The sequence below is a fragment of the Xenophilus sp. Marseille-Q4582 genome, assembly GCF_916700565.1.
In the GTDB taxonomy this organism is placed as follows: domain Bacteria; phylum Pseudomonadota; class Gammaproteobacteria; order Burkholderiales; family Burkholderiaceae_C; genus Xenophilus.
Window position 1 is genome coordinate 859,952 of sequence record NZ_CAKAKO010000002.1, and the last position, 23,014, is coordinate 882,965.

Sequence of the window (23,014 nt, forward strand, 5' to 3'; positions counted from 1 at the left end):
GCGCCCCCTCGTGAAGGGGGCGCAGCGCCGCCTGCGCTCCTCAGAGATCGACCTTGAGGTAGTGCGAGCCCGCCACGGGATTGTGGTAGTAAGGCGGCACTTCGACGAAGCCCAGGTCTTCGTAGAGCGCGCGTGCGGACTCCATGTCGTCCAGCGTGTCCAGCAGCACGCAGGAATAGCCGGCATGCCGCGCCGCATCGAGCGTGGCCTCCACCAGTTGCCGCCCCAGGCCCAGGCCGCGGTAGCCCGGCCGCACGTACAGGCGCTTCATTTCCGCCGCGTTCACGTAATCCACCGTGTCCAGCGGCCGCAGGGCACAGCAGCCGGCGACCTGGCCCCAGGCGCCGTCGGGGCGGCGCCAGGCGTCTTGCACCGGTGCGGCGTCCTCGGCGCCGGCCAGCGCGAGCAGGAGGGCGCCGCGCGGCGCGGCGTAGTCGCCGGGCAGCGCCGCCAGTTCGGCTTCGAAGCCCTGGAAGCCCAGGTCCACGCTGAGGCTGCGGCCATATTCCTCGAAGATCGTCCGGACCGCATCCATGTCCGCTGCGGCGTCGATGCTGAGCACGCACACTGGCGTGGCATGCGTGGGGGCGGGGGCGGCAGCCGCGGGGGGACGGATCATGGTGCTGAAGCTCATCTCAGCCCTGCATCGACGCCACCCAGCGCGCCAGCGCGGCGCACAGGCCGAAGAGCAGCAGCGCCACGCCACGGCTGGCCCAGTCGTCGCGGCTGGCCGGCACGGCCAGCGCGGGCTCCACGGTCTTGTCGCCCGACAGCATGGGCCGCACCAGCGTCTGGCGCTTGAAGAGCACGTAGACGAGCACGGCGAACGCGTGCAGCACGAGCAGGGCGATGACCAGCCACTGCCCGGCCTCCTTGTGCCAGTCCATGGCGGCACTGGACCAGGCGCCGGGCACCCGCGTGGCCAGTGGGCCGGTGAAGGTGATGGCGTCATCGGACATCAGGCCCGAGAGCACCTGAACGAGCAGCACCCCGAGCAGCGCGAACACCGACAGCGCGCCCAGCGGCGTGTGGCCGATGCGGTGCGCGGGCGCGGCGCGGCCGCGCAGGTAAGCGATCAGCGCAGCGGGCGAATAGACGAAGGCGGAGAAGCGCGACCAGCGCCCGCCGACGAAGCCCCAGAGCAGGCGGAACAGCAGCAATGCCAGCACGAAGTAGCCGAGCCGGAAATGCCAGTCCATCGCCCCCGTCTTGGCGCTGACGATCAGGCCCACCACGCTCACGGCCAGGCTCCAGTGGAACAGGCGCGTGGGCAGGTCCCACACGCGCAGGCGCTGGCGATCGGGGGGCGTGGCGGTCATTGCGATGGACATCGGGGCGGACTGGCGGGCCGCCAGATTAACAAATGCGGGCGCCCGCGCAGAGGGGCGCCGGGATTCCGTGGGCGCGCGGGGCCTTTGCCTGGGCGCCACGGGCCACCTCTACACTTCGCCGCAGCCGGGTGCGCGGGCAAGCACCCGGCGGTCAATCCTCCACGAAGAAACAGGAAACCCCATGTCACGTTCCATGCTCCCCACGCTGGCGTTCTGCGCGCTGGCCCTGGCGGGTCTGTCGGCACAGGCCCAGGCCCCGCAGACCTTCGCCACGCCGCAGGAGGCCATCAAGTTCCGCCAGGCCACGCTGAAGGAAATGCAGCAGAACTTCAAGCAGGTGGCGGACATGGCCAGCGGCCGCGCCGACTTCGACGCCAAGGTGGCCGAGGCCGCTTCGGCGCGCGCGGCCGAGCTGATCAAGCTGCCCTGGGCCGGCTTCGGCCCGGGCACCGAGGGCGGCAAGGCCTCGCCGGCGATCTGGAAGGAGCAGGACAAGTTCAAGGCCGCGGCCACGCGCGCCGAGACCGAAGTCGCCAAGGTGGCGGCCGCCGCCAAGACCGGCAGCCTGGACGCCATCAAGGCCGCCATCGGCGGTGCCGGCGCCTCGTGCAAGGCTTGCCACGACGCGTACCGCAACTGAGGTGCGACGCGAGGGGCGCCGCCGGCGGCGCATCCCTCGCCCCGCCAGCGAAAACGGCGACCTGCGGGTCGCCGTTTGCGTGAGCGCAGTACCGAAAACCCCGGTGCCCGCGCGAGCCCGCAAGCAGGTTCAGGCCTCGGCCAGCAGCTTCTCGATCAGGCGGTGCAGCTCGGCGAAGTCGGGCTCGCCCACATAGCGCTTGACGATCTCGCCGCGCTTGTTGACCAGGTAGGTGGTGGGCGTGAGCTTCACGTCGCCCCAGGCCTGGGCGACGGCGCCCGTGTTGTCGATGGCGACGGAGAAGGGCAGCTTGCGCGACTGCGCGAAGTTGACCACGTAGCTCGGCGGGTCGTAGCTCATGGCCACGGCCAGCGTGTCGTAGCCCCGGCCCTTGTACTTCTCGTGCGTGGCGGCGATCTGCGGCATCTCGGCCACGCAGGTCACGCAGCTGGTGGCCCAGAAGTTCACCAGCGTCACCTGGCCCTTCAAGTCCTCGGTGCTCCTCTTGCTGCCGTCGAGCAGCACGAAGGTGGAGGCGGGCGCGGCCGTGGCGCCGCTGCTCAGGTACACGCCTGCGCCGACCGCCAGCGCGGCCGCGAATGCGGCAACATAGAGGACTTTCTTCATGGTGACTCGGTCGGAGAAGGTGGGCGGATTCTAAGTTCCGCGGCCTTCCCACAGGCTCCGCCCGCCGGCGACCGAACAAGTGGCATGGCTTCTCAGACCTTTCCCTCGCGCCGTCCGGGCTTCGTGCCCAGGCTGGCTGCCACCCTTGCTCTGGCGAGCCTGGCCATGGCCTGCAGCCCCGTCTTCAACTGGCGCGAGGTGCCGCTGGACGGCCAGGTCAAGGCGCTGCTGCCCTGCAAGCCGGACCGCGCCGAACGCGAGCTGCCGCTGGCGCCCGAAGGCCTGAAGGCCACCATCGGCATGGCCGGCTGCATGGCGGGCGGCGCCACCTTCGCCGTCGCGCAGTGGCCCGGCCTCACGGCCGAAGAGGCGCCCGAGCGCCTCAAGCTGTGGCAGCGTGCGACACGCGCGCAGTGGGAACGCGCGATCGTGCAGGCGAGCGAGGCGCCCATGGCGGCGATGGCCGTGGCGCCGCCCGCCCAGCACTGGCTGCTGCTGGCCGAGGGCGACGCCGCCCCGCCGCTGGCGCGCATGCGCTGGTTCGCGCGCGCCGACGCGCAGGGCCGGGTCACGCTGTACCAGGCCACGGTGCTGGGCGAGCCCTCGGCGGCCGATGCTGCCGCCACCTTCTTCGACGGGCTGCAGCCCCGATGAGCGCTGCGCCGCCCGCGCCGTCCTGCGCGCCAGCCGCCGCCGCGCTCGGCGGCCGCCGCGCCGTCCTGGTCTTCTCGGCCTTCGCACTGGCGTACTTCCTGTCCACGCTGATCCGGGCGATCACCGCCACGCTCTCGCCCACGCTCACGCAGGAATTCGCGCTCGACGCTGGCGATCTCGGCCTGCTGGCCGCCGGCTACTTCCTGGGCTTCGCGCTCACGCAGCTGCCGCTGGGCCGCTGGCTGGACCGGCACGACCCGCGCCGGGTCGAGCTGGCCTTCCTGGGGCTGGCGGTCGCCGGCTGCCTGCTGTTCTCCTTCGCACAGTCCTTCGGCGTGCTGCTGCTCGCGCGCGTGCTCACGGGCGTGGGCGTCAGCGCCTGCCTGATGGCCCCGCTCACGGGCTACCGGCGCTGGTTCACGCCCGCGATGCAGCTGCGCAGCGCCTCATGGATGCTGATGGTCGGCTCCTCGGGCGTGGTGGCGGCCACGCTGCCGGTGCAGTGGCTGCTGCCGCTGGTCGGCTGGCGCCCGCTGTTCTGGCTGCTGGCGGCCGGCGTGGGGCTGGCGATGGCGGGCATCGCCTGGGCCGTGCCGCGCGGTGCGGCGCCGGCCACGGCCCCTGCGCCTGCGCCTGCGCCGTCGCACGCGGCCGTGGGCGGCGATGCCGCGGTCTGGCGCTCGCCCTTCTTCCGCAGCGTGGTTCCGCTGGGCTTTTTCTTCAACGGCGGGCTCGCGGCCCTGCAGACCTTGTGGATCGTGCCCTGGCTGATCCGCGTGGGCGGTCGAACGCCCCAGGAGGCGGCCGAAGGCCTGTTCGCCGTCAGCCTCACGCTGCTTGCCTGCTACTGGCTCTGGGGCCTGGCCAATCCCTGGCTGCTGCGCCGCGGCTGGACGGCGCCGCGCCTGATGGCCCTGCTGCTGCCGCTGAACCTGGCGGTGCTGGCCGCCATCTGGCTGCTGGGGCCGCAGGCCGGCGTCGGGCTGTGGGTGCTGTACGGCATGAGCGCGACCCCCGTGTCGCTGGCCCAGCCGGCCGCCGCGCTGGCCTTGCCGCCGGCGCTGGCGGGGCGGGCGCTGTCGGCCTACAACCTGGCGGTGTTCGTCGGCATCTTCACGCTGCAATGGGGCGTGGGCCTGCTGATCGACCTGGGCCTGGCCCTGGGCCAGCCCGAGCCCATGGCCTTCCGCCTGAGCCTGGCCGTGTTCTGGGCCTGCAGCGTTGGCGCCTACCTCTTTTTCCTCTGGGCGCGCCCGTATGATCGGCCGGCCTCCCTTCCTGCCTCATGAACAGCATCCTTCTGATCGCCCACGCGCCGCTGGCCCATGCGCTGCGGCAATGCGCGCTGCATGTGTTCCCGGAGGCGGAGGCCGGCATCGCCGCGCTCGACGTCCAGGCCCGGGCCGCGCCCGAGGAATCGCTGGCCGCGGCGCGCATCCTGCTCGCGCAGCTCGGCGGCCGCAGCCCGCAGTCCCAGGTGCTGGTGCTCACCGACGTGTTCGGCGCCACGCCCTGCAACGTGGCACAGCAGCTGGTCGACGGTGTGCGCTCGCGGCTGGTGGCCGGCGTGAACCTGCCCATGCTGCTGCGCGCCGTGAGCTACCGGCACGAGTCGCTCGATGCCCTGGTGCAGCGGGCCATTGCGGGCGGCACGGCGGGCGTGATGCAGGTGGCCGTGGCCGCGCCCCAGAATCAGGTGAGGAGAGCTTTCAGTGATCAAGACATCCGTGACCATCAGCAATAAGCTGGGCCTGCATGCGCGGGCCTCGGCCAAGCTCACGAAGCTGGCCGGCAGCTTCCCTTGCGAGGTGTGGCTCTCGCGCGGCGAGCGCCGCGTCAACGCCAAGAGCATCATGGGCGTGATGATGCTGGCCGCGGGCCTGGGCACCACGGTGGAGGTGGAGACCGAGGGCGCGCAGGAGCAGCAGGCCATGGACGCCCTGCTGGCCCTGATCAACGACAAGTTCGGTGAAGGCGAATAGGCCCATGATCCCCCCGCTCTCCGCTGCGTGCCGTCCACTGGCCCCCGAGGGGGCGCCTGCCGCCCCGGGGTGGTCGCGCGGAGGGCCGGTGCCTTCGCGGCACCCCGCCGCTTGAGATTGCCATGACCCTCTCCCTGCACGGCCTTCCCGTCGCCCGCGGCATCGCCATCGGGCGTGCCGTGCTGGTCGTCTCCAGCCGCCTCGACGTGGCGCACTACTTCATCCAGCCCTGGGAGGTGGACGCCGAGATCGGCCGCCTGCGCACGGCCCGCGACGCGGTGAGCCAGGAACTGGTCCGGCTGCAGGCCAGCGTGTCGCAGATGACGCGCGAGGAAACGCCGCACGAGCTGGCGGCGCTGCTGGAAGTGCACCAGATGCTGCTGCAGGACGAGGCGCTCACCGAAGGCGTCAAGCACTGGATCAGCGAGCGCCTGTACAACGCCGAATGGGCGCTGACCACGCAGCTGGAAGTGGTGGCGCGGCAGTTCGACGAGATGGAGGACCCCTACCTGCGCGAGCGCAAGGCCGACCTGGAACAGGTGGTGGAGCGCCTGCTGCGGCAGATGAAGGGCACGGCCGCCGTGCTGGCGCCCACGCCGCCGCCGCGCCGCGCACGCACCGAGGGGGACGAAGACGAAGGCGACGGCTTCGACGCGCCGCTGGTGCTGGTGGCGCACGACCTGTCGCCGGCCGACATGCTGCAGTTCAAGAAGAGCGTGTTCGCGGGCTTCGTGACCGACGTGGGCGGCAAGACCTCGCACACGGCCATCGTGGCGCGCAGCATGGACATCCCGGCCGTAGTCGGCGCGCGCAGCGCCAGCCAGCTGGTGCGGCAGGACGACTGGGTCATCATCGACGGCGAGGCCGGCGTGGTGATCGTCGACCCCTCGCCCATCATCCTGGCCGAATACGGCTTCAAGCAGCGCCAGGGCGAGCTGGAGCGCGAACGGCTCTGGCGCCTGCGCCACAAGCCGGCCATCACGCTGGACGGCGAGCCGGTCGAACTGCTCGCCAACATCGAGATGCCCGAGGACAGCGAGGCCGCCGTGAAGGCCGGCGCCGTGGGGGTGGGCCTGTTCCGCAGCGAATTCCTGTTCATGGGCCGCGAGGCGCGCAGCCTCACGCGCCTGCCCGACGAAGAAGAACAGTACGCGGCCTACCGCCGCGCCGTGGACGGCATGCGCGGCATGCCCGTCACCATCCGCACCATCGACATCGGCGCCGACAAGCCGCTGGACGGCAAGGGCAGCAAGCAGGAATACCTGAACCCCGCGCTGGGCCTGCGCGCCATCCGCTGGAGCTTGGCGGAGCCGGCCATGTTCCTGGTGCAGCTGCGCGCCATCCTGCGCGCGGCGGCGCACGGGCCGGTGCAGCTGCTGATTCCCATGCTCGCGCATGCGCGCGAGATCCGGCAGACGCTGGCGCTCCTCGAGCAGGCCCGCGCCGAGCTGCGCGGCCAGGGCATCCCGCAGGGCGAGGTGAAGCTGGGCGCGATGATCGAGATTCCGGCCGCCGCGCTGATGCTGCGCGTGTTCCTCAAGCACTTCGACTTCCTGTCCATCGGCACCAACGACCTGATCCAGTACACGCTGGCCATCGACCGCGCCGACGAGGCCGTGTCGCACCTGTACGACCCCTGCCACCCGGCCGTGCTGCGGCTGGTGGCCGACACCATCGCCGAATGCCGGCGCCAGGGCAAGGGCGTGAGCGTGTGCGGCGAGATGGCAGGCGACGTGCAGTTCACGCGCCTGCTGCTGGGCCTGGGCCTGCGCAGCTTCTCCATGCACCCGTCGCAGATCCTGGCCGTGAAGCAGGAAGTGCTGCGCGCCGACAGCGGCAAGCTGGCGCCCTGGGCGCAGCAGGTGCTGGACAGCGACGATCCGGCGGAACTGCTGGGCGCCTGAGGCGCGCGCCTCGACAAAAAACGAAACACAACGCGACGCTGCCGAAAACCGCGCGCACGGCCTGCCGCGCACCATCAGGGCTCCTCAACCCCTTCTGCAAGGAGTCCTCGATGTCCCACCGTTCTTCCTTCCTCGCCGCCGCCCTCGTCGCCCTGCTGGGTGCCACCACCGCCGCTCAGGCCGAGGACTACCACGCCCACAGCGCGCCCACCGTGTCGGCCCTGAGCCGCGGCGCCGTGCAGGCCGAAGCGGTGCAGGCCGCGCAGGCCGCCGACCAGAACATCCCCGCCGTCGCCGTGCCGATGGGCGCCCTGGCGTCCTCGCGCAGCCGCGCCCAGGTGCAGGCCGAAGCCATGCTGGCCGCGCATGCGCCCGACCAGAACGTCACGCCCGGCTCGCGCGTGAACAGCACCGTGATCTCCACGCTGCCCAACCCGGCCACCGCGCGCCTGCAGGCCGCCGGCCAGTTGCCGAGCGCGAACTGATTTCGCCGTCCCCATCGGCCTTGGCGCTCGCGCGCCTTCCTCAGGAGTTCCCAATGAAGAAAAGCTGGATTCGCCGTTCCCTGTTCGGCCTCTTGGGCGCCGGCGTGCTGGCCGGCAGCCTGGCCGGGTGTGCCGGCCACCGCGACCGCGGCCCCGAGGGCGATGGCAGCGCCTTGCGCGCCCGCATGGTCGAGCGCATGGGCCACAAGCTGGACCTCGATGCCGCGCAGAAGCAGAAGCTGGACGTGCTGGCGCAAAAGCTCCAGGCGCAGCGCCAGAGCTTGCGCGGCGGCGCCGACCCGAAGGCCGGGCTGCGGGCGCTGATCGCGGGCGACAAGCTCGACCAGGCCGGGGCCCAACGCCTGCTGGACGAGAAGCTCAACGCGGTGCGCCTGGGCAGCCCCGAGGTGATTGCCGCGGCGGCCGACTTCTACGATCACCTGCGCCCCGCGCAGCAGCAGCAGGTGCGCGAGTTCCTCGAGCGCGGCGGGCGCCGCTGGGGCCGCCACGGCTGAGCCCAAGGCCCGGCGCCTGCCCGCCATGCCCTGCGGCCTCGTGATCGCGGCGTGTTACGGCGCGTCGCACAATCTGCCCATGCCCCGCATCCTGCTGATCGACGACGACGCGCACCTGGCCGCGCCCCTGGCCAGCTATTTCGCGCGCTTCGACTGCACGCTCGACAGCGCGCAGCGCCCCAGCGAGGGCCTGGCGCGCCTGCGCGCCCAGGACTATGACGCGGCCATCCTCGACGTCATGCTGCCCGAGATGGACGGCTTCGCGCTGTGCCGCGAGATCCGCGCGCAGCCCGGCTTCGGCGACATTCCCATCGTCATGCTCACGGCGCGCGGCGACGTGATGGACCGCGTGGTGGGCCTGGAGATGGGCGCCGACGACTACCTGCCCAAGCCCTTCGAGCCGCGCGAGCTGGTGGCGCGCGTGCAGACCATCCTGCGCCGCCAGCGCGTGCGCGCCGCGCCGGCCGCGCCCGACACGCTGCTGCGCTTCGAAGGCCTGAGCGTGGACCTCACGCGCCGCCAGGTGCTGCGCCAGGGCGAGGCCGTGGCGCTGACCAGCACCGAGTTCGAGCTGCTGGCCCTCTTGGCGCGCGAGCCCGGCACGGTGTTCAGCCGCGACGACATCCTCAACCGCCTGCGCGGGCAGGAGGCCGACCTCTACACCCGCGCGGTGGACATCGTGGTGAGCCGGCTGCGCCGCAAGCTGGAGCCGCTGGACTGCATCAAGACGCTGCGCAACGCGGGCTACACGCTGGCGGCGGCCCCGGCCCCCGGCGCCCCATGAAGACGCCGTTCGGCACCGTGCGCTGGCGCCGGTCGCTGCGCGTGCGGCTGGTGCTGCTGTTCATGCTGCTGGCGCTGGCCACGGCCGGCATCTTCATGGGCGGCGTCAAGCGCGCCTTCACCAGCGGCATGTCCGATGCCACGCGGCCCATGATCATCGACTACGCCGACCGGCTGGTGGCCGAGCTCGGCACGCCGCCCGACGTGGCGCGCGCGCAGGCCATGGTGGAGCGGCTGCCCATCACGCTGCAGATCAGCGGGCCGCAGGTCAACTGGTCTTCGATCTCCGACGGTCCCCGGCGCTGGCGCCACGGCCGCATTCCCGAGCAGGCGCTGGTGGACGAGCACGGCAACGACGAATGGTTCGTGCGCCGCTCGGCCGATGGCCACCGCATCGTCTTCGGCTGGTCGCCGCGGCTGTGGCGCATCGTGCCGCATGCCACCGGCTGGGTCACGCTGGCGGCCCTGCTGGGCCTGGTGGCGCTGGCCTATGCCGTGGTGCAGCGGCTGCTGCGGCCGCTGATCGACATCCGCGAAGGCGCGCAGCGCTTCGGCCGCGGCGACTTCGCCACGCCCATTCCCGTGCGCCGCGCCGACGACCTGGGCGAGCTGGCACAGCGCATCAACACCATGGCGCAGGACATCCAGGCCATGCTCGATGCCAAGCGCGCCCTGCTGCTGGCCATGAGCCACGAGCTGCGTTCCCCGCTGACGCGCGCGCGCCTCAATGCCGAACTGCTGCCCGAGACCGGCGAGGGCGTGGCCGAACGCGCCGCGCTGCTGCGCGACCTGGGCGAAATGCGCGACCTGATCAGCGACCTGCTCGAAAGCGAGCGCCTGGCCAGCCCGCACGGTGCGCTGCAGCGTGAGCCGGTCGACCTGCCGCAACTGGCGCGCGAGGTGCTGGCCGAGCTGGCCGCGCGCGGCGGCGCCACGGGCGAGGCGGCACAGCGCGTGCGCATCGACGCCGCGCAGCTGCCCGAGCCGCCGGTGCTGGCGCTGGACCGCGCGCGCGTGCGCCTGCTGATCCGCAACCTGCTCGACAACGCGCTGCGCCATGGCGAGGGCACGCTGCAGGCGCCCGTGCTGCAACTGCGCGCCGCCACCGATGGCGGCCCGGCCGTGGAGATCGAGGTGCGCGACTTCGGCCACGGCGTGTCCGACGCGCAACTGGCACAGTTGGCCGAGCCCTTCTACCGGCCCGACAGCGCCCGCGCGCGCGCCGCGGGTGGCGTGGGGCTGGGCCTGTACCTGTGCCGGCTGGTGGCGCAGGCGCATGGCGGCCAACTGGTGCTGCGCAACGCGCTGCCGGGGCTGTCCGTCACGGCGCGCTTGCAGGCTTGAGACGCATCAGCCAGGAGGCGCCCGAAGTGGCGGACTCGCCCCGCTCTGCAGGCGCTTGACGCTTGGCTTCGCGCCCTCCGATCAGCAGCGAACACACCGATTGCGGGCCTGACGCGATGGCCTTCACAGCGCGCTGACATCGCTCTCGTGCCCGAAGGGCGCGCGCACCCGCTGTCATACTCCCGCTCCCCGATTGCGAACACATCCGGCCTTTCTGCGGCCCGACTCTGTCAGTTTGAATGCCTGCTTCCAAGAACAACACGCGCCAGAAAGCCAGCCCTCGTTCCAGCAAGAATCGGTCTAAAAAAAACGCCTCCAGACGTGGCTTCTGGTCGGCGCTTGTTTTTTCAACGGCGGCCTCCTTCACCGCCGTCAGTTGGGTCTTGAATCCGCAGTGGACGCCACCGCCCGTGCTGGACTCGGCGTGGATGCGCGAGCGCATCGCGCGCCTCGGTCCCTGGCTCGAAGCGCGGCTGCCGGCGTCTTCCGCGCACGGCGCCGATGAAGCGCGAAGCGCCGGCCTGCCGACATCGCCGGGTGCCGCCCCGCGCGCGGCGCCGGGCAGCGATTTCTCCGCCTGCCGAGACATGTTCCCGAAGGGGCAGCCGCCGGAATTGCTGCACCCACCTTCAGGGCTGTTCGCCCTGTGCTTCGACGCCTTTGCCGTTCTGTACAGCGGCGACACCAAGACCCCCGTGTACGTGGTCGAGCGGCTGAACCGGGCGGCGCTGGGGGCGGCAAAGGCCATCGCCCGCACGGATCGCTTCTACGCTGAGGCCCGCCTGCCTGGCAGCGCGCGCGTGCAGCTCGACGACTACCGGGGCTCGGGCTACGCGCGCGGCCACATGGCGCCGGCGGCCGACATGCCCAGCGATGAGGCGATGGCCCAGAGCTTCAGCCTGGCCAACATGGTGCCGCAGGACCCGAGCCACAACAGCGGGCCGTGGAACCGGATCGAACAGGACACGCGCCAGTACGTGATGCGGGCGCGGGGCGACGTCTATGTGTTCACCGGGCCCGCCTTCCGGGACGGCAGACCGCCGCGCATCGGTGATTCCGGCGTGGCCGTGCCCAGTCACCTGTTCAAGCTGGTCCATGACCCGGCCACGGGCCGCTTTTGGGCGCACTGGCACCAGAACCAGCCGGGCGCGCAGGCGATGAAGCCCATCGCCTATGAGGCCCTGGTGCAGAAAGTGGGGATCGACTTTCTGCACAGCGCGGATTGAGCCCTCGATCTCGCTCCACCCGCATCGCGGCTCGCTGCCGCCGCAGCAGCACGCGCGCGACTACAGCCACGGCGTTTCCCATTCCCGACTCGGCCGCCCCGATAGTGTCCGCGAGAGCTGCACCCGTGCTGGCTGATGACGTAGCCGCAAAGGCAACATTTGAAACTGAACAATGCCCAGCCCGGCCGGTCGGTCACTGCGCGGCTGGATTGAACGAAGCGGCGACGAAAGCCGGCAGCGCTCAGCTCAAGTCTTCAATTGCGAAGCGGTGGTACTTCTGAGCAAAGCTGGGCCGATAGCGGCGGGCCACCGTCATCACTCGCTCGACTTCTTCTTCGCTCGGCGCAAAGGCCAGTACAGCGACATGACCCTGGCGGGCCAGCGTCTCGTGCTGGCGCACCATCCCTCTTTCGGCGCCAACCGAAGGCAGTCCGCTGTCCGCCTGCCCGATGGTGTTGGCCACATTGGCAAGGACGTCGGCCGAACTCACGAAGATCAGGTCGTCTGCACTGTATCCACCGGTCTTCAGATCGGCTTCGCACTTTCGCCCAGCGTCGGGAGTGGCGAACATGAGAACCACCCATCCGCGCGGGTAGAACACGCCGCTGAACGTCAGGGTCGGCTTTTCCATACTGAACTTGCTCATCGTCTCGTCTCCTTTGGATGGGTAATGGGTTGGTAGCAGGGCCGCGCCGGCATGGGGGCCAGATTCCGCCGCTGATCGGCGCGTAGCGATTCTAGAGTCGCGGCCATGCGCACGGGGTGTACCCAGCCTGACGCTTGCAGAAGTCCCGCTTGGCGCATGCCTCCTGTTTTCGTACGCTCGGGCCGTTGACTCACCGCAATGCCCTCGAAAATGTCCCGCAACGACGACCCCGCCTTCTGGCTCCACGCCCGCCGCCATCTGATCCGCTACGGTGGCAGCTTCGAGCCACTGATCATCGAGCGCGCCCAGGGCAGCTTCGTCTACGACGCCGACGGCCGCGCGATCCTGGACTTCACCTCGGGCCAGATGAGCGCGCTGCTGGGCCACGGCCACCCCGAGATCGCGGCCGTGGTGGCCGAGTATGCGCAGCGCCTGGACCACCTGTTCAGCGGCATGCTGAGCCGCCCGGTGGTCGACCTAGCCACGCAACTGGCCGAGATCACGCCCGCCGGGCTGGACCGCGCGCTGCTGCTGACCACCGGTGCTGAAGCGAACGAGGCCGCCATCAAGATGGCCAAGCTCTACACCGGCAAGCACGAGGTCGTGAGCTTTGCGCAGAGCTGGCACGGGATGACGGGCGGCGCGGCCTCGGCCACCTACAGTGCAGGCCGCAAGGGCTACGGCCCCGCGGCCGTGGGTTCTTTCGCGATCCCGGCGCCGTACCCCTACCGTCCGCGCTTCGAGAAAGACGGTCGCTTCGACTGGCAGGCCGAGCTGGACTATGCCTTCGACCTGATCGACCGCCAATCGAGCGGCAACCTCGCCGCCTTCATCGCCGAGCCGATCCTCAGCTCGGGCGGGCTCATCGACCTGCCGCTGGGCTACCTGGCCGCACTCAAGGCCAAGTGCGTCGAGCGCGGCATGCTGCTGATCCTGGACGAGGCGCAGACCGGCATCGGCCGCACCGGCACCATGCTGGCCTGCGACCGCGATGGCGTGGTGCCTGACATCCTCACGCTGTCCAAGACGCTGGGCGCCGGCCTGCCGCTGGCGGCCGTGCTCACGTCCGAAGCCATCGAGGAGGAATGCCACAAGCGCGGCTTCCTGTTCTACACCACGCATGTCTCCGATCCGCTGCCCGCCGCCGTTGGCGTGAAGGTGCTGGAAGTGGTGCAGCGCGACGGCCTGGTGCAGCGCGCGCGCGTGGCGGGCCAGCGCCTGGAAGCGGGCCTGCGCCAACTGCAGGAACGCATGGACTGCATCGGCGACGTGCGCGGCCGCGGCCTGCTGCTGGGCATGGAGATCGTCAAGAGCAAGGCCGGCAAACAGGCCGCGCCGGAACTGGGCGCCGCCATCACGCGCGAGTGCATGAAGCTGGGCCTGTCGATGAACATCGTGCAGTTGCCCGGCATGGGCGGCGTGTTCCGCATCGCGCCGCCGCTGACGGTGAGCGACGAGGAGATCGACCTCGGCGTGCACCTGCTCGGGCAGGCGATCGAACGCGTGGTGTGACGTCGTTGGCGGCAGTGCCGCGGGCCGCGCTCAGGGCAAGGCGCGTGCGCGCGGCTTGAGCCGGAAGCTGACGCCCATGCGGTTGATGGCGTTCATCGCCGCGATCACCAGCGTCAGGTCGACCAGGTCCTTCTCGCTGAAGGCGCTGGCTGCCGCCGCATAAGCCGCGTCCGAGGCGTGCGTCTGGCCCACGTGCGTCACTTCCTCGGCCCAGGCCAGGGCCGCGCGTTCCTGCTCGGAGAAGAGCCACGGCGCCTCGTGCCACACCGGCACCAGCACCAGGGTGTCGACGGCCATGCCTTCCTGCAGCAGGTCGCGCGAATGGATGTCGATGCAATGCGCGCAGCCGTTGAGCTGCGACACGCGCAGGAAGACGAGGTGGACCAGGCGCGGCGGCAGCGCCGTACCGGTGGTGACGTAATGGTGAAGGCCGCCGACGGCCTGGGCGCCCGCGGGCGAGATGGCAAACCAGTTGGCGCGTTGCATGATCGGGACTCCTTTCGTGGATGCGTGCGTTTGGTCCTTGGGGCAGCGGCTTGGCCGCCCTCTCCAGGCAGACGGTGGCGGATGCGCGTTTGTGACAGCGGGCGGAAGGAAGACAGCGGCGGCCAGGCTTTGCCGCGGGGCTGTCCGGTGGGCAAGACGGGCGATGCGCCCGGCGCTGCCCATGTCCCGCGCGCGCCTGCAGGTCCAGGCGGTGCGCACTAGGATGCCCGTCCGCTGTCCAACACCGAATCAGGAGACCTCGCCATGAGCGCTTCACCCACCGCCACCAACCGCCAGTTCCTGCTCGCCAGCCGCCCGCAGGGCGCTGCCACGCGCGAGAACTTCCGCCTGCAGGAATCGCCCGTGACCGAACCCGGCGAAGGCGGCGTGCTGGTCAAGACGCTGATGCTCTCGCTGGACCCGGCCATGCGCGGCTGGATGAACGAAGGCCGCAGCTACATCCCGCCCGTGGGCATCGGCGAAGTGATGCGCGCCGGCGGCGTCGGCCGCGTGGTCGCGTCGAAGAACCCCGGCTTCGCCGAAGGCGACGTCGTCTACGGCACGCTGGGCGTGCAGGACTATGCGCTGGTGGCCGCCGACGAGGTCAAGCGCAGCGGCCTGGCGAAGATCGACCTGAAGGCCGGCACCGCCAGCCAGTGGCTCAACGTGCTGGGCATGCCCGGCATGACCGGCTACTTCGGCCTGCTGGACGTGGGCCTGGCCAAGGCGGGCGACACGGTGGTCGTTTCCGGCGCGGCCGGCGCCGTCGGCCAGACCGTGGGCCAGCTGGCCAAGATCAAGGGCTGCCGCGCCATCGGCATCGCCGGCGGCCCGGCCAAGTGCGAATGGGTGGTGAAGGAACTGGGCTTCGACGCGTGCATCGACTACAAGGCCGGCCCGCAAGCCGTGCGCGAAGGCCTGAAGGAGCACGCGCCCAAGGGTGTGGACGTGTACTTCGACAACGTCGGCGGCGAGATCCTCGACACCGTGATGGCCAAGCTCGCGCGCAAGGCCCGCATCGTCATCTGCGGCGCCATCAGCCAGTACAACAACGCCAACAGCATGCCCGCCGCCGGCCCCAAGAACTACCTGAGCCTGCTGGTGAACCGCGCGCGCATGGAAGGCATGGTGGTGTTCGACTACGCCGACCGTTATCACATCGCCATCGCCGAGATGGCCGGCTACCTCAAGGACGGCCGCATGAAGAGCCGCGAGGACGTCGTGCAGGGCCTCGAGAACTTCCCCGAGGCGCTGGGCAAGCTGTTCTCGGGCGAGAACTTCGGCAAGCTGGTGCTGGAAGTGGCGAAGGACTGAGGGACCAGGCAAGCGCGCGGGCGGCCGCGTCGCTCGGCCCGTGCCGAGCCCGTCGAAAGCGCGAAGCCGGCCCGCTGCGACGCGCCCGTCACGTCGGCATCGCGTCCAGCGGCCTGCGTGATCGCCTGGTGCGAGCGCTTCCGCCCGTTCATCACGGCGGCGCAGTCCAAGCAGCTGGCTTGAGACTGCACGAGGACGCCGGCGCGTGCAGGTGAATGTGGCAATGGCTCGCAACGCGGCTCCTGCCGCGCTATAACGCACGGCGGGCCGCTGCGCGCGTCCTCGCCTCCACGGACCTTCTTTCCCCCTGACCATGTTCCCGACCGACATCCTCATCGCCTACCTGGCGGCCGTCCTGGTGGTGGTCGCCTCGCCCGGCCCGGACAACATCCTGGCCGTCAGCCGTGGGTTGAGCCAGGGCCCGCTGGCGGCGGCGCTGTCGGCGGCGGGGGCGGGGCTGGGCATCCTGGTCCACACGACCGCTGCCACGCTGGGTCTGGCGCTGGTGCTCCAGACCTCGCCGCTGGCCTTCCTGGCCGTCAAGCTGGCGGGCGCGGCCTATCTGCTGTGGCTGGGGTTCAAGGCCTTGCGCAGCCGCAACCTGATCTCCTTCGAACCGGCCGCAAAGCAGCCGCTGCGCCGCGTGTTCTGGGTCGGTCTGATGTCCAACGTGCTCAACCCCAAGCCGGGGCTGTTCGTGGTGGCTTTCATTCCGCAGTTCGTCTCGGCCACGCGCGGGCCGGTGCACACGCAGATGCTGGTCTACGGCGCGATCTTCGCGCTCGTGACGGCGCTGCTCTTCAGCGTGCTGGGCGCCTTTGCCGCACAGCTGTCGGGCTGGCTGGCGCGCCGGCCCAAGGCCGTGGTGGCGGCGAACGTGGGCGCGGGCTTGACCTTCGTCGCGGCCGGCCTGTCCATCCTGGCCCTCGACCGCCGCCGCTGAAGCGCGGCCTCGTTCCACCCCCGCTCCTTGACCGCCATGCTCGAACTGCGCCCCAACTGCGAATGCTGTGACCGCGACCTGCCGCCCGACAGCAGCGACGCCCGCATCTGCACCTTTGAATGCACCTTCTGCGCTGCCTGCGCCGCGCAGAAGCTGGGCGGCGCCTGCCCGAACTGCGGCGGCGAGTTGCTGCAGCGTCCGCGCCGGCCGGCGGCCAAGCTGGCGAAGCACCCGGCGTCGACGCAACGGGTGCTCAAGCCGGCGGGTTGCGCCACCTCCGCTTGAGGCGGCTCCGCGCGCTTCGCCCTGCGTGTGACTGAGACCGCCCGGGCGCATTCCCGATGAGCCGCACGATCCGCGCCGTCGCGGCCTTCGAAGCGCTCAAGGGCGCGGTGGTGCTGCTGGCCTCCTCGGCCGTGCTGTCGCTCGCGCACCGCGACCTGCATGCGCTGGCGCTGGCCCTGGTCGAGCACACGCATCTCAACCCGGCGTCCCACTATCCGCAGATCTTCCTGGACGCCGCCACGCGCGTGCATGACGCTCGCCTGTGAACCCTGGCGGCAGGCGCGGCCGGTTATGCGCTGCTGCGCTTCGTCGAGGCCTACGGCCTGTACCGCGGACGCGCCTGGGCCGAACTGCTGGCGGCCGTGAGCGGCGCGATCTACGTGCCCTTCGAGCTGATGGCCTTCTGGCGCGCGCCCACGGCGCTGCACTTGGGGCTGCTGGTGCTGAACCTGGGCGTCGTCGCCGTCATGCTCGCCTCGCTGCGGCGCCGGCGCGCGCCGGTGGCTGCACCCGGGCACTGACCGAAAGGCGCCGGCCGCTTCAAGCCGCATGGGCCGCGCCGGCGGGCGCGTGCGCGCGCACGCTCAGCAGCACGCTTGCGGCCACCAGCACCATCGCGCATGCCTCCAGCAGCGTGGGGCCGCGCCGTTCCCACGCAAAACCGTAGAGCAGGGCGAACAGGGTCTCGAACAGGATCATCTGGCCGATCATGGTCGAGGGCAGCAGGCGGCTGGCGCGGTTCCAGAAGGCATTGCCGACGATGGAGGCGAGGATGGCCACGCTGGTCACCACGCCGATGAAGCTCCACCAGGCTTCGGGCGTATGCGCCGCAGCCTCGGCGCCGCTGCCCGTCAGCAGGAAGGCCGGCACGGCCAGCAGCAGTGCCTGCGCGCCCGTGGCCAGCCCGGTCAGCAGGCTCCAGTCGTGGGCCGACAGGTCGGCGCGCCGCGCCAGCCAGCGGCCGTTGGCCACGGCATAGACGGACCAGGAGATCAGCGCCCCGACCGCGCAGGCAAAGCCCAGCAGGGCGCCGGGCCGGGCCAGGTCGGCGGCCGGGCCGGCGGCCGAGGCCGCGCCCAGCGATTGCCAGCCCACGCAGCCGATGCCCGCGATGCCCAGCAGCAGCGAGGGCGCAAGTGGGCGCAGCGGCACGGCGCCTGCGCCGCCGCGGCTGGCCAGGGTCACGGCCACGGGCAGGAAGCCGATCACCAGCGCCGTCATGGCCATTCCGCCCAGCTGCACGGCCTGCGCCAGCAGCACGTAGTACAGCGTGTTGCCCAGCAGGCTGAGCCAGGTCAGCGCCCACCATTCGCGCCCGCCCAGCCGGGGCAGCAGGCGGCGCAGGCGCGGCGCGATCAGCACGGCCGCGAAGAGGCCGTAGGCCAGGTAGCGCCCGGCCGCCAGTTGCCCGGGCGTGAAGTCGCGCACCAGTTCGGGCGTGAGGAAGACTAGGCCCCAGAAGGCGCCTGCGGCGGCCCCGCAGGCGATGCCGCGGCGGATGGACGAAGAGGAAGACATGCGAAGCGGAGGAAAAAGGCGGCGCGCGGCAGGCGCAGGCACGGCCAAGGAGATCATGCCCGCGCGCGTCGGCGGCGGCTTGTGCCAGGCTCCGCCGCTTTTGTGCGCGCCTTCGCTTCGCGGCTGCGGGCGCGCTGCGGGCTACGGCGCGCCGGGCGCCGCGTTCTGCCGGCGCCAGGCCGCCGGCGTGATGTCGTGCGCACGGCGCATCGCATGCGTCAGCGCGCTCTGGTCCGCAAAGCCGCAGCGGCTCGCGATCTCGGCAATGGGCAGGCGGGTGTGGGCCAGCAGCTCGCGCGCCCGCGCCAGGCGCAGGCCCTGCAGCCAGGCGCGCGGCGGGGTGTGCAGCTCGGCCTGGAACAGCTCGTGCAGCCGGCTCGGGCTCAGGGCGGCGAACTGCGCCATGCGTGCCACGGTCCAGCCGGCGCCGGGGTCGGCTTCCACGCGCGCGCGCAGCGCGGCCAGGCGCGACGCGGGGCGCGGCGCCTGCAGCAGCAGGGTGTCGAGCAGCAGCGGCACCCACAGCTGCACCGCAGGCGCCGAGGCCTGCCCCTGCTCGACCAGGAGGGCCATGAAATCCAGCAGCCGCGTGGCCGGCGCCGACAGCGCGAGGAAGGGGCGGTGCGCCAGCTGTTCGAGCAGCGGCGACAGCGCCGGGTCGCCCGGCAGATCCAGGATCAGCGAGCGATTCGGGCCGTCGGTGTGCGTGGCGTGCGGCTGGCGCGTGGGCACGAAGGCGCCGCGCGCGGCGTCCAGCGGGGCGGCGCGGTCGCCGAAGTCGAGATGAAGCGCGCCCGCGACCGGCAGCACGAGCTGCGCGAAGTCGTGGTCATGCGGGACCGAATGGCCGCGGTAGCTGCGAAGGTGCAGTGAGGGCTGCGGGGGCGGTGAGCGCATGCGCGAAGCGAAGGCCGGCGAAAGAAGGGGCTGGTTGCCGGCATTGTGCGCCGCAGCCGCCTGCGCGCCCTGCGGGCTTCGCCTACTGCGTGCCGGCGCGCGCGTCCCAGGCGTCGCGCAGTTCGCGCTTGAGCACCTTGCCGATCGCGCTGCGCGGCAGCTCGTCCAGCCATTGCACGGCGCTCAGGCGCTGGGTCTTGCCCAGGCGCGCATTGGCCCAGGCGAGCAGCGCCTCGGGCGTGATCGCGCCGGCCTGCGCGCTGCGCACCACGAAGGCGACCGGCGTCTCGCCCCACTGTTCGGAGGGCACACCGACCACGGCCGCATCGGCCACGCCCGGGTGTTCGCGCAGCACGGCTTCGAGGTCGCTGGGGTAGATGTTGAAGCCGCCGCTGATGACGAGGTCCTTCTTGCGGTCGGCCAGGGTGAGAAAGCCATCGGCATCGAAGCGGCCCACGTCGCCCGTGCGGATGAAGCGCAAGCCCTCGGCCGAGAACCATTCGGCCTCGCGCGTCTTCTCGGGCTGGCGGTGGTAGCCGGTCATCATGCCGCCCGAGCGGCCCACCACTTCGCCGGCCACGCCCACGGTGCCGGGCGGCAGTTCGCGGCCTTCTTCGTCGATCAGGCGGATGTCGCTGCCCGGCGCAGGGCGCCCCACCGTGTGCAGCTTGTCGGGGTGCAGGTGCGCTTCCAGCAGGCAGGTGCCGCCGCCTTCGGTCATGCCGTAGAACTCGACCAGCCCGCCGGGCCAGCGGGCCAGCGCCTCGGCCTTGAGCGCGGCGGAGAAGGGCGCGCTGGTGCAGAACTTTATGTGGAAGCGGCCGAGGTCGGTGCGGTCGAAATCCGGATGCGCGAGCAGGCGCTGGTACTGCACGGGCACCAGCATGGTGTGGGTCACGCCGTGCGCCTCGGCCAGCCGCAGCCAGGCGCCGGCCTCGAATTTCGGCATCAGCAGCACGCAGCCGCCATAGGCCAGGGTGGGGAAGAAGACCACCAGCGTGGTGTTGGAGTACAGCGGGGTGGACAGCAGCGTGACCGTCTCGGGGCCGTAGCCGTAGCTCTGGCCGCGCTGCACATGGGCCCAGCGCATGGCGTGGCTCTGCACGATGCCCTTGGGCTCGCCGGTGGTGCCGGAGGAATAGATGATGTTGAAGGGCGCGTCTTCGGCGGGTTGGCGCTGCGCCAGCGCGACCGGGTCTGCGGCGGGCGCCGCAGCCAGCCAGTCTTCCAGCGTCTGCAGGCCTTCGGCCGCCGGTGGCGGGCCGATGCCGATCAGCGTCACTCCCTCGGGGGCCTGCCTCTGCAGCGCCTCGAAGCCGGCCGCGTCGACGAATAGCAGCGTGGCCTGCGCGTTGTCCACCATGCGGCGCAGGCTCTGCGCCGTGCTGCCGGGCGCGAGCGGCGCCACGGCCACGCCGGCGCGCAGCGCGCCGAGGAACACGGCCGCGTAGTCCACCGAGGCCTGCGCGCAGATCGCGATGGCCGCTCCGGGCGGCAGCTCGGCATGGACCAGCGCAGCGGCGATGCGGTCCATGTGCGCATCGAGGCCCGCGTAGTCGAGCGTGGTGGACGCATCGCGCAGGGCCGGGCGCTGCGGCGCCTGTTCGGCATGGAGACGGATGCAGTCGGTGACGCGCCGGAAGGGCGCGGCGGCGATGTCGGAGGCGGTCAGCGGCATGGGGGACGAGGACGGGCGGGATGGCCCGACCTTAGTGCGCCGTCCGGACCCGCCGCCGTCGCCGAGGTGACGGGCGGGTGACGCCCGCGCGGAGGTCAGACGCCCGCGGCGTGGGCCTGCTCGTCGGCGTGGTAGCTCGAACGCACCATCGCGCCCACGGCGGCGTGCGTGAAGCCCATCTTGTAGGCCTCTTCCTCGAACATCCTGAAGGTGTTCGGGTGCACGTAGCGGCGCACCGGCAGGTGGCTGTTGCTGGGCGCGAGGTACTGGCCGATGGTCAGCATGTCGATGTCATGCGCGCGCATGTCGCGCATGACCTGCAGGATCTCCTCGTCGGTCTCGCCCAGGCCGACCATGAGGCCGCTCTTGGTGGGCACGTTGGGGTGCAGCGCCTTGAACTTCTTGAGCAGGTTCAGAGAGAACTGGTAGTCCGAGCCCGGGCGCGCTTCCTTGTACAGGCGCGGAATGGTCTCGAGGTTGTGGTTCATCACGTCCGGCGGCGCGGCCTTGAGGATCTCCAGCGCGCGGTCGTCGCGGCCGCGGAAGTCGGGCACCAGGATCTCGATCTGCGTGCCTGGCGAAAGCTCGCGCGTCTTCTGGATGCATTCGACGAAGTGGCCGCTGCCACCGTCGCGCAGGTCATCGCGGTCCACGCTGGTGATCACCACATACTTCAGGCGCAGCTTGGCGATGGTGCGGGCCAGATTGAGCGGCTCGTCCTTGTCCAGCGGGTCGGGCCGGCCGTGGCCCACGTCGCAGAAGGGGCAGCGGCGCGTGCACTTGTCGCCCATGATCATGAAGGTGGCCGTGCCCTTGCCGAAGCATTCGCCGATGTTGGGGCAGGAGGCTTCCTCGCACACCGTGTGCAGGTTCGACTCGCGCAGGATCTGCTTGATCTCGTAGAAGCGCGTGGTCGGGCTGCCGGCCTTGACGCGGATCCACTCGGGCTTCTTGAGCACCTCGGACTGCACCACCTTGACGGGGATGCGCGACAGCTTGGCCGCGGCCTTCTGCTTGGCCAGCGGGTTGTAGTTCTCGGCGGACTGGGCTTCGCGGACGACTTCGGGAGTGCTCATGGCAGGGCCTCGGCAGGACTCAGGGGGCCAGGTAGGCACTGAGTTTCTGGCCCAGCACCTGCGCGGCTTCGTCCCATGTGACTGGGGCGCCGATTGTAGAAAGATCGACGGTTTGCAGCCCCGCGTAGCCGCAAGGGTTGATGCGCGTGAAGGGCTCCAGGTCCATCGCCACGTTGAGCGACACGCCGTGGTAGGTGCAGTGGCGGCTGACCTTGATGCCCAGCGCCGCGATCTTGCCCAGGCCGCGGAAGGGGTCGACGCCGGGCTGCGGGCCGGAATTCGCCGCCGGGCCGCCCCGAGACGAATCAGCCCCCCCGGGGGGCAGCGACCCGCGCAGCGGCGCAGCGTGGGGGCCTTTCCACGCCGCGTGTGAGAACGGGTCGTCCAGGCGCACGTAGATGCCCGGCGCACCCGCCACGCGGTGGCCGGTGACGCCGAAGTGCGCCAGCGTGCGCAGCACGGCTTCCTCGATGCGGTAGACGTATTCCTTCACGTAGTAGCCCGCGCGGCGCAGGTCCAGCAGCGGATAGGCCACCACCTGGCCGGGACCGTGGAAGGTGACCTGGCCACCGCGGTCGGTCTGCACCACCGGGATGTCGCCGGGCAGCAGCACATGGTCGGCCTTGCCCGCCAGCCCTTGCGTGAACACGGGGTCGTGTTCGCACAGCCACAGCGCGTCGGGCGTGTCGCACGTGCGTGACTGCGAGAAGGCCTGCATGGCCGCGAAGGTGGGCGCGTAGGGCACGCGGCCCAGCCGCTCGGGCTGCAGGGCGCCCGCCGTGCTCACAGCACGACCTTGACCATCGGATGCGTGGACAGTGCCTGGTACAGCGCGTCGAGCTGTTCGCGGCTGGTGGCGGTCACGGTGATCGTCACGCCCAGGTAGTTGCCGGCCTTGCTGTCGCGCAGCTCGATGGTGCTGGCGTCGAAGCCGGGGTCATGCGCCTTGGCCACCTGCGTCACGGCATGCACGAAGCCGTCCACGTTCGCGCCCATGACCTTGATGGGAAAGGCGCTCGGGTACTCGATGAGCGAGTCCTTGCGGCCGTCGGCGACGGGCGGGCTGGGGGGCAGGGCAGAGGCAGACATGGAACTTCCTTCGGAGGCCGCGGGCGCCGATGCGGTCGGCGACAGCCGCGAGGCCGGATGCCGGCGAGTCTCCCAGATG

General features: G+C 71.1%; 26 protein-coding genes and 1 pseudogene. 16 read left to right on the forward strand and 11 right to left on the reverse strand.

From position 1 onward, the window contains the following. Positions 1 to 40: 40 nt before the first annotated feature. Together LG388_RS09210 and LG388_RS09215 are read right to left on the reverse strand one after the other, a co-directional pair. Positions 41 to 634: a GNAT family N-acetyltransferase gene (locus tag LG388_RS09210; protein ID WP_370630125.1), complete on the reverse strand. Its 594-nt coding sequence runs from the start codon at positions 632 to 634 to the stop codon at positions 41 to 43. A gap of 1 nt (position 635) precedes the next feature. Beyond that, a complete protein-coding gene (locus tag LG388_RS09215) occupies positions 636 to 1,319 on the reverse strand; it encodes a cytochrome b/b6 domain-containing protein (protein ID WP_225782510.1) in 684 nt (227 codons plus the stop codon). A gap of 193 nt (positions 1,320 to 1,512) precedes the next feature. Here LG388_RS09215 and LG388_RS09220 point away from each other — a divergent pair, with 193 nt between their 5' ends. Beyond that, positions 1,513 to 1,971 carry a cytochrome c gene (locus LG388_RS09220; protein ID WP_225782511.1) on the forward strand — a complete coding sequence of 153 codons (459 nt, stop codon included), beginning with the start codon at positions 1,513 to 1,515 and terminating at the stop codon, positions 1,969 to 1,971. Positions 1,972 to 2,100: 129 nt separating this feature from the next. On the opposite strand, the gene LG388_RS09225 is transcribed toward LG388_RS09220, so the two are convergent. Beyond that, positions 2,101 to 2,598, reverse strand: a complete 498-nt coding sequence (locus LG388_RS09225) for a TlpA disulfide reductase family protein (RefSeq protein WP_225782512.1) — start codon at positions 2,596 to 2,598, stop codon at positions 2,101 to 2,103. A gap of 84 nt (positions 2,599 to 2,682) precedes the next feature. Here LG388_RS09225 and LG388_RS09230 point away from each other — a divergent pair, with 84 nt between their 5' ends. The 10 genes from LG388_RS09230 to LG388_RS09275 all read left to right on the forward strand — a co-directional run bounded on the left by LG388_RS09230 (position 2,683) and on the right by LG388_RS09275 (position 11,491). Then, on the forward strand, positions 2,683 to 3,252 hold the full coding sequence (locus tag LG388_RS09230) for a hypothetical protein (RefSeq protein ID WP_225782513.1): 570 nt from the start codon (positions 2,683 to 2,685) through the stop codon (positions 3,250 to 3,252). Next, a complete protein-coding gene (locus LG388_RS09235; RefSeq protein WP_225782514.1) occupies positions 3,249 to 4,541 on the forward strand; it encodes an MFS transporter in 1,293 nt (430 codons plus the stop codon). The genes LG388_RS09230 and LG388_RS09235 overlap by 4 nt, the downstream gene beginning before the upstream one ends. Next, positions 4,538 to 4,996 carry a PTS sugar transporter subunit IIA gene (locus LG388_RS09240; RefSeq protein ID WP_225782515.1) on the forward strand — a complete coding sequence of 153 codons (459 nt, stop codon included), beginning with the start codon at positions 4,538 to 4,540 and terminating at the stop codon, positions 4,994 to 4,996. The genes LG388_RS09235 and LG388_RS09240 overlap by 4 nt, the downstream gene beginning before the upstream one ends. Then, positions 4,965 to 5,234, forward strand: a complete 270-nt coding sequence (locus LG388_RS09245; protein ID WP_225782516.1) for an HPr family phosphocarrier protein — start codon at positions 4,965 to 4,967, stop codon at positions 5,232 to 5,234. Before LG388_RS09240 ends, LG388_RS09245 begins: the two co-directional genes overlap by 32 nt. 122 nt (positions 5,235 to 5,356) lie before the next feature. After that, on the forward strand, positions 5,357 to 7,138 hold the full coding sequence (gene ptsP, locus LG388_RS09250; RefSeq protein ID WP_225782517.1) for a phosphoenolpyruvate--protein phosphotransferase: 1,782 nt from the start codon (positions 5,357 to 5,359) through the stop codon (positions 7,136 to 7,138). Between the two features lie 110 nt (positions 7,139 to 7,248). Then, positions 7,249 to 7,623: a DUF4148 domain-containing protein gene (locus tag LG388_RS09255; RefSeq protein ID WP_225782518.1), complete on the forward strand. Its 375-nt coding sequence runs from the start codon at positions 7,249 to 7,251 to the stop codon at positions 7,621 to 7,623. 53 nt (positions 7,624 to 7,676) lie between these two features. After that, positions 7,677 to 8,138: a Spy/CpxP family protein refolding chaperone gene (locus tag LG388_RS09260; RefSeq protein WP_225782519.1), complete on the forward strand. Its 462-nt coding sequence runs from the start codon at positions 7,677 to 7,679 to the stop codon at positions 8,136 to 8,138. A 79-nt stretch (positions 8,139 to 8,217) separates the two neighbouring features. Beyond that, entirely contained in the window at positions 8,218 to 8,922 is a 705-nt protein-coding gene (locus tag LG388_RS09265; protein WP_225782520.1) for a response regulator transcription factor, read from the forward strand. Beyond that, a complete protein-coding gene (locus LG388_RS09270; protein WP_225782521.1) occupies positions 8,919 to 10,265 on the forward strand; it encodes an ATP-binding protein in 1,347 nt (448 codons plus the stop codon). Before LG388_RS09265 ends, LG388_RS09270 begins: the two co-directional genes overlap by 4 nt. Positions 10,266 to 10,648: 383 nt before the next feature. Beyond that, positions 10,649 to 11,491: a DNA/RNA non-specific endonuclease gene (locus tag LG388_RS09275; protein ID WP_225782522.1), complete on the forward strand. Its 843-nt coding sequence runs from the start codon at positions 10,649 to 10,651 to the stop codon at positions 11,489 to 11,491. Positions 11,492 to 11,732: 241 nt separating this feature from the next. Here the strand turns inward: LG388_RS09275 and LG388_RS09280 are convergent, their stop codons facing one another. Continuing rightward, positions 11,733 to 12,137 (reverse strand): RNA-binding protein, encoded by a 405-nt coding sequence (locus tag LG388_RS09280; protein WP_225782523.1) that lies wholly within the window; start codon positions 12,135 to 12,137, stop codon positions 11,733 to 11,735. 210 nt (positions 12,138 to 12,347) lie between these two features. Here LG388_RS09280 and LG388_RS09285 point away from each other — a divergent pair, with 210 nt between their 5' ends. After that, complete coding sequence (locus LG388_RS09285) at positions 12,348 to 13,649, forward strand: aspartate aminotransferase family protein (protein ID WP_225782524.1); 1,302 nt, start codon at positions 12,348 to 12,350, stop codon at positions 13,647 to 13,649. A 30-nt stretch (positions 13,650 to 13,679) separates the two neighbouring features. Here LG388_RS09285 and LG388_RS09290 read toward each other — a convergent pair whose 3' ends face one another. Then, on the reverse strand, positions 13,680 to 14,135 hold the full coding sequence (locus LG388_RS09290) for a carboxymuconolactone decarboxylase family protein (RefSeq protein ID WP_225782525.1): 456 nt from the start codon (positions 14,133 to 14,135) through the stop codon (positions 13,680 to 13,682). Positions 14,136 to 14,399: 264 nt separating this feature from the next. On the opposite strand from LG388_RS09290, the gene LG388_RS09295 reads away from it, so the two are divergent. The 4 genes and pseudogenes from LG388_RS09295 to LG388_RS09310 all read left to right on the forward strand — a co-directional run bounded on the left by LG388_RS09295 (position 14,400) and on the right by LG388_RS09310 (position 17,198). Further along, a complete protein-coding gene (locus tag LG388_RS09295; RefSeq protein WP_225782526.1) occupies positions 14,400 to 15,449 on the forward strand; it encodes an NADP-dependent oxidoreductase in 1,050 nt (349 codons plus the stop codon). A gap of 313 nt (positions 15,450 to 15,762) precedes the next feature. Beyond that, on the forward strand, positions 15,763 to 16,392 hold the full coding sequence (locus LG388_RS09300) for a LysE family translocator (RefSeq protein ID WP_225782527.1): 630 nt from the start codon (positions 15,763 to 15,765) through the stop codon (positions 16,390 to 16,392). A 36-nt stretch (positions 16,393 to 16,428) separates the two neighbouring features. Beyond that, complete coding sequence (locus LG388_RS09305) at positions 16,429 to 16,677, forward strand: DUF1272 domain-containing protein (protein WP_225782768.1); 249 nt, start codon at positions 16,429 to 16,431, stop codon at positions 16,675 to 16,677. A 56-nt stretch (positions 16,678 to 16,733) separates the two neighbouring features. Further along, positions 16,734 to 17,198 (forward strand): annotated as a pseudogene (locus LG388_RS09310) (DUF2127 domain-containing protein). A 19-nt stretch (positions 17,199 to 17,217) separates the two neighbouring features. Here the strand turns inward: LG388_RS09310 and LG388_RS09315 are convergent. The 6 genes from LG388_RS09315 to LG388_RS09340 all read right to left on the reverse strand — a co-directional run bounded on the left by LG388_RS09315 (position 17,218) and on the right by LG388_RS09340 (position 22,935). Further along, positions 17,218 to 18,195: a DMT family transporter gene (locus tag LG388_RS09315; RefSeq protein ID WP_225782528.1), complete on the reverse strand. Its 978-nt coding sequence runs from the start codon at positions 18,193 to 18,195 to the stop codon at positions 17,218 to 17,220. Positions 18,196 to 18,336: 141 nt separating this feature from the next. Beyond that, on the reverse strand, positions 18,337 to 19,092 hold the full coding sequence (locus tag LG388_RS09320) for an AraC family transcriptional regulator (RefSeq protein ID WP_225782529.1): 756 nt from the start codon (positions 19,090 to 19,092) through the stop codon (positions 18,337 to 18,339). Positions 19,093 to 19,174: 82 nt separating this feature from the next. After that, positions 19,175 to 20,770, reverse strand: a complete 1,596-nt coding sequence (locus LG388_RS09325; RefSeq protein ID WP_225782530.1) for a class I adenylate-forming enzyme family protein — start codon at positions 20,768 to 20,770, stop codon at positions 19,175 to 19,177. A 95-nt stretch (positions 20,771 to 20,865) separates the two neighbouring features. Next, positions 20,866 to 21,846, reverse strand: coding sequence for a lipoyl synthase (lipA, locus tag LG388_RS09330; protein ID WP_225782531.1), 981 nt, complete (start codon positions 21,844 to 21,846; stop codon positions 20,866 to 20,868). 19 nt (positions 21,847 to 21,865) lie between these two features. Then, complete coding sequence (gene lipB, locus LG388_RS09335; protein WP_255632156.1) at positions 21,866 to 22,564, reverse strand: lipoyl(octanoyl) transferase LipB; 699 nt, start codon at positions 22,562 to 22,564, stop codon at positions 21,866 to 21,868. A 65-nt stretch (positions 22,565 to 22,629) separates the two neighbouring features. Then, positions 22,630 to 22,935: a YbeD family protein gene (locus tag LG388_RS09340; RefSeq protein ID WP_225782533.1), complete on the reverse strand. Its 306-nt coding sequence runs from the start codon at positions 22,933 to 22,935 to the stop codon at positions 22,630 to 22,632. Positions 22,936 to 23,014: the final 79 nt, after the last annotated feature.

Coding starts and splice junctions, on each gene's coding strand:
- LG388_RS09210 (WP_370630125.1), bottom strand. CDS start 634: ATGAGCTTCAGCACCATGATCCGTCCCCCCGCGGCTGCCGCCCCCGCC.
- LG388_RS09215 (WP_225782510.1), bottom strand. CDS start 1,319: ATGACCGCCACGCCCCCCGATCGCCAGCGCCTGCGCGTGTGGGACCTG.
- LG388_RS09220 (WP_225782511.1), top strand. CDS start 1,513: ATGTCACGTTCCATGCTCCCCACGCTGGCGTTCTGCGCGCTGGCCCTG.
- LG388_RS09225 (WP_225782512.1), bottom strand. CDS start 2,598: ATGAAGAAAGTCCTCTATGTTGCCGCATTCGCGGCCGCGCTGGCGGTC.
- LG388_RS09230 (WP_225782513.1), top strand. CDS start 2,683: ATGGCTTCTCAGACCTTTCCCTCGCGCCGTCCGGGCTTCGTGCCCAGG.
- LG388_RS09235 (WP_225782514.1), top strand. CDS start 3,249: ATGAGCGCTGCGCCGCCCGCGCCGTCCTGCGCGCCAGCCGCCGCCGCG.
- LG388_RS09240 (WP_225782515.1), top strand. CDS start 4,538: ATGAACAGCATCCTTCTGATCGCCCACGCGCCGCTGGCCCATGCGCTG.
- ptsP (WP_225782517.1), top strand. CDS start 5,357: ATGACCCTCTCCCTGCACGGCCTTCCCGTCGCCCGCGGCATCGCCATC.
- LG388_RS09255 (WP_225782518.1), top strand. CDS start 7,249: ATGTCCCACCGTTCTTCCTTCCTCGCCGCCGCCCTCGTCGCCCTGCTG.
- LG388_RS09260 (WP_225782519.1), top strand. CDS start 7,677: ATGAAGAAAAGCTGGATTCGCCGTTCCCTGTTCGGCCTCTTGGGCGCC.
- LG388_RS09265 (WP_225782520.1), top strand. CDS start 8,218: ATGCCCCGCATCCTGCTGATCGACGACGACGCGCACCTGGCCGCGCCC.
- LG388_RS09270 (WP_225782521.1), top strand. CDS start 8,919: ATGAAGACGCCGTTCGGCACCGTGCGCTGGCGCCGGTCGCTGCGCGTG.
- LG388_RS09280 (WP_225782523.1), bottom strand. CDS start 12,137: ATGAGCAAGTTCAGTATGGAAAAGCCGACCCTGACGTTCAGCGGCGTG.
- LG388_RS09285 (WP_225782524.1), top strand. CDS start 12,348: ATGTCCCGCAACGACGACCCCGCCTTCTGGCTCCACGCCCGCCGCCAT.
- LG388_RS09290 (WP_225782525.1), bottom strand. CDS start 14,135: ATGCAACGCGCCAACTGGTTTGCCATCTCGCCCGCGGGCGCCCAGGCC.
- LG388_RS09295 (WP_225782526.1), top strand. CDS start 14,400: ATGAGCGCTTCACCCACCGCCACCAACCGCCAGTTCCTGCTCGCCAGC.
- LG388_RS09300 (WP_225782527.1), top strand. CDS start 15,763: ATGTTCCCGACCGACATCCTCATCGCCTACCTGGCGGCCGTCCTGGTG.
- LG388_RS09305 (WP_225782768.1), top strand. CDS start 16,429: ATGCTCGAACTGCGCCCCAACTGCGAATGCTGTGACCGCGACCTGCCG.
- LG388_RS09315 (WP_225782528.1), bottom strand. CDS start 18,195: ATGTCTTCCTCTTCGTCCATCCGCCGCGGCATCGCCTGCGGGGCCGCC.
- LG388_RS09320 (WP_225782529.1), bottom strand. CDS start 19,092: ATGCGCTCACCGCCCCCGCAGCCCTCACTGCACCTTCGCAGCTACCGC.
- LG388_RS09325 (WP_225782530.1), bottom strand. CDS start 20,770: ATGCCGCTGACCGCCTCCGACATCGCCGCCGCGCCCTTCCGGCGCGTC.
- lipA (WP_225782531.1), bottom strand. CDS start 21,846: ATGAGCACTCCCGAAGTCGTCCGCGAAGCCCAGTCCGCCGAGAACTAC.
- lipB (WP_255632156.1), bottom strand. CDS start 22,564: ATGCAGGCCTTCTCGCAGTCACGCACGTGCGACACGCCCGACGCGCTG.
- LG388_RS09340 (WP_225782533.1), bottom strand. CDS start 22,935: ATGTCTGCCTCTGCCCTGCCCCCCAGCCCGCCCGTCGCCGACGGCCGC.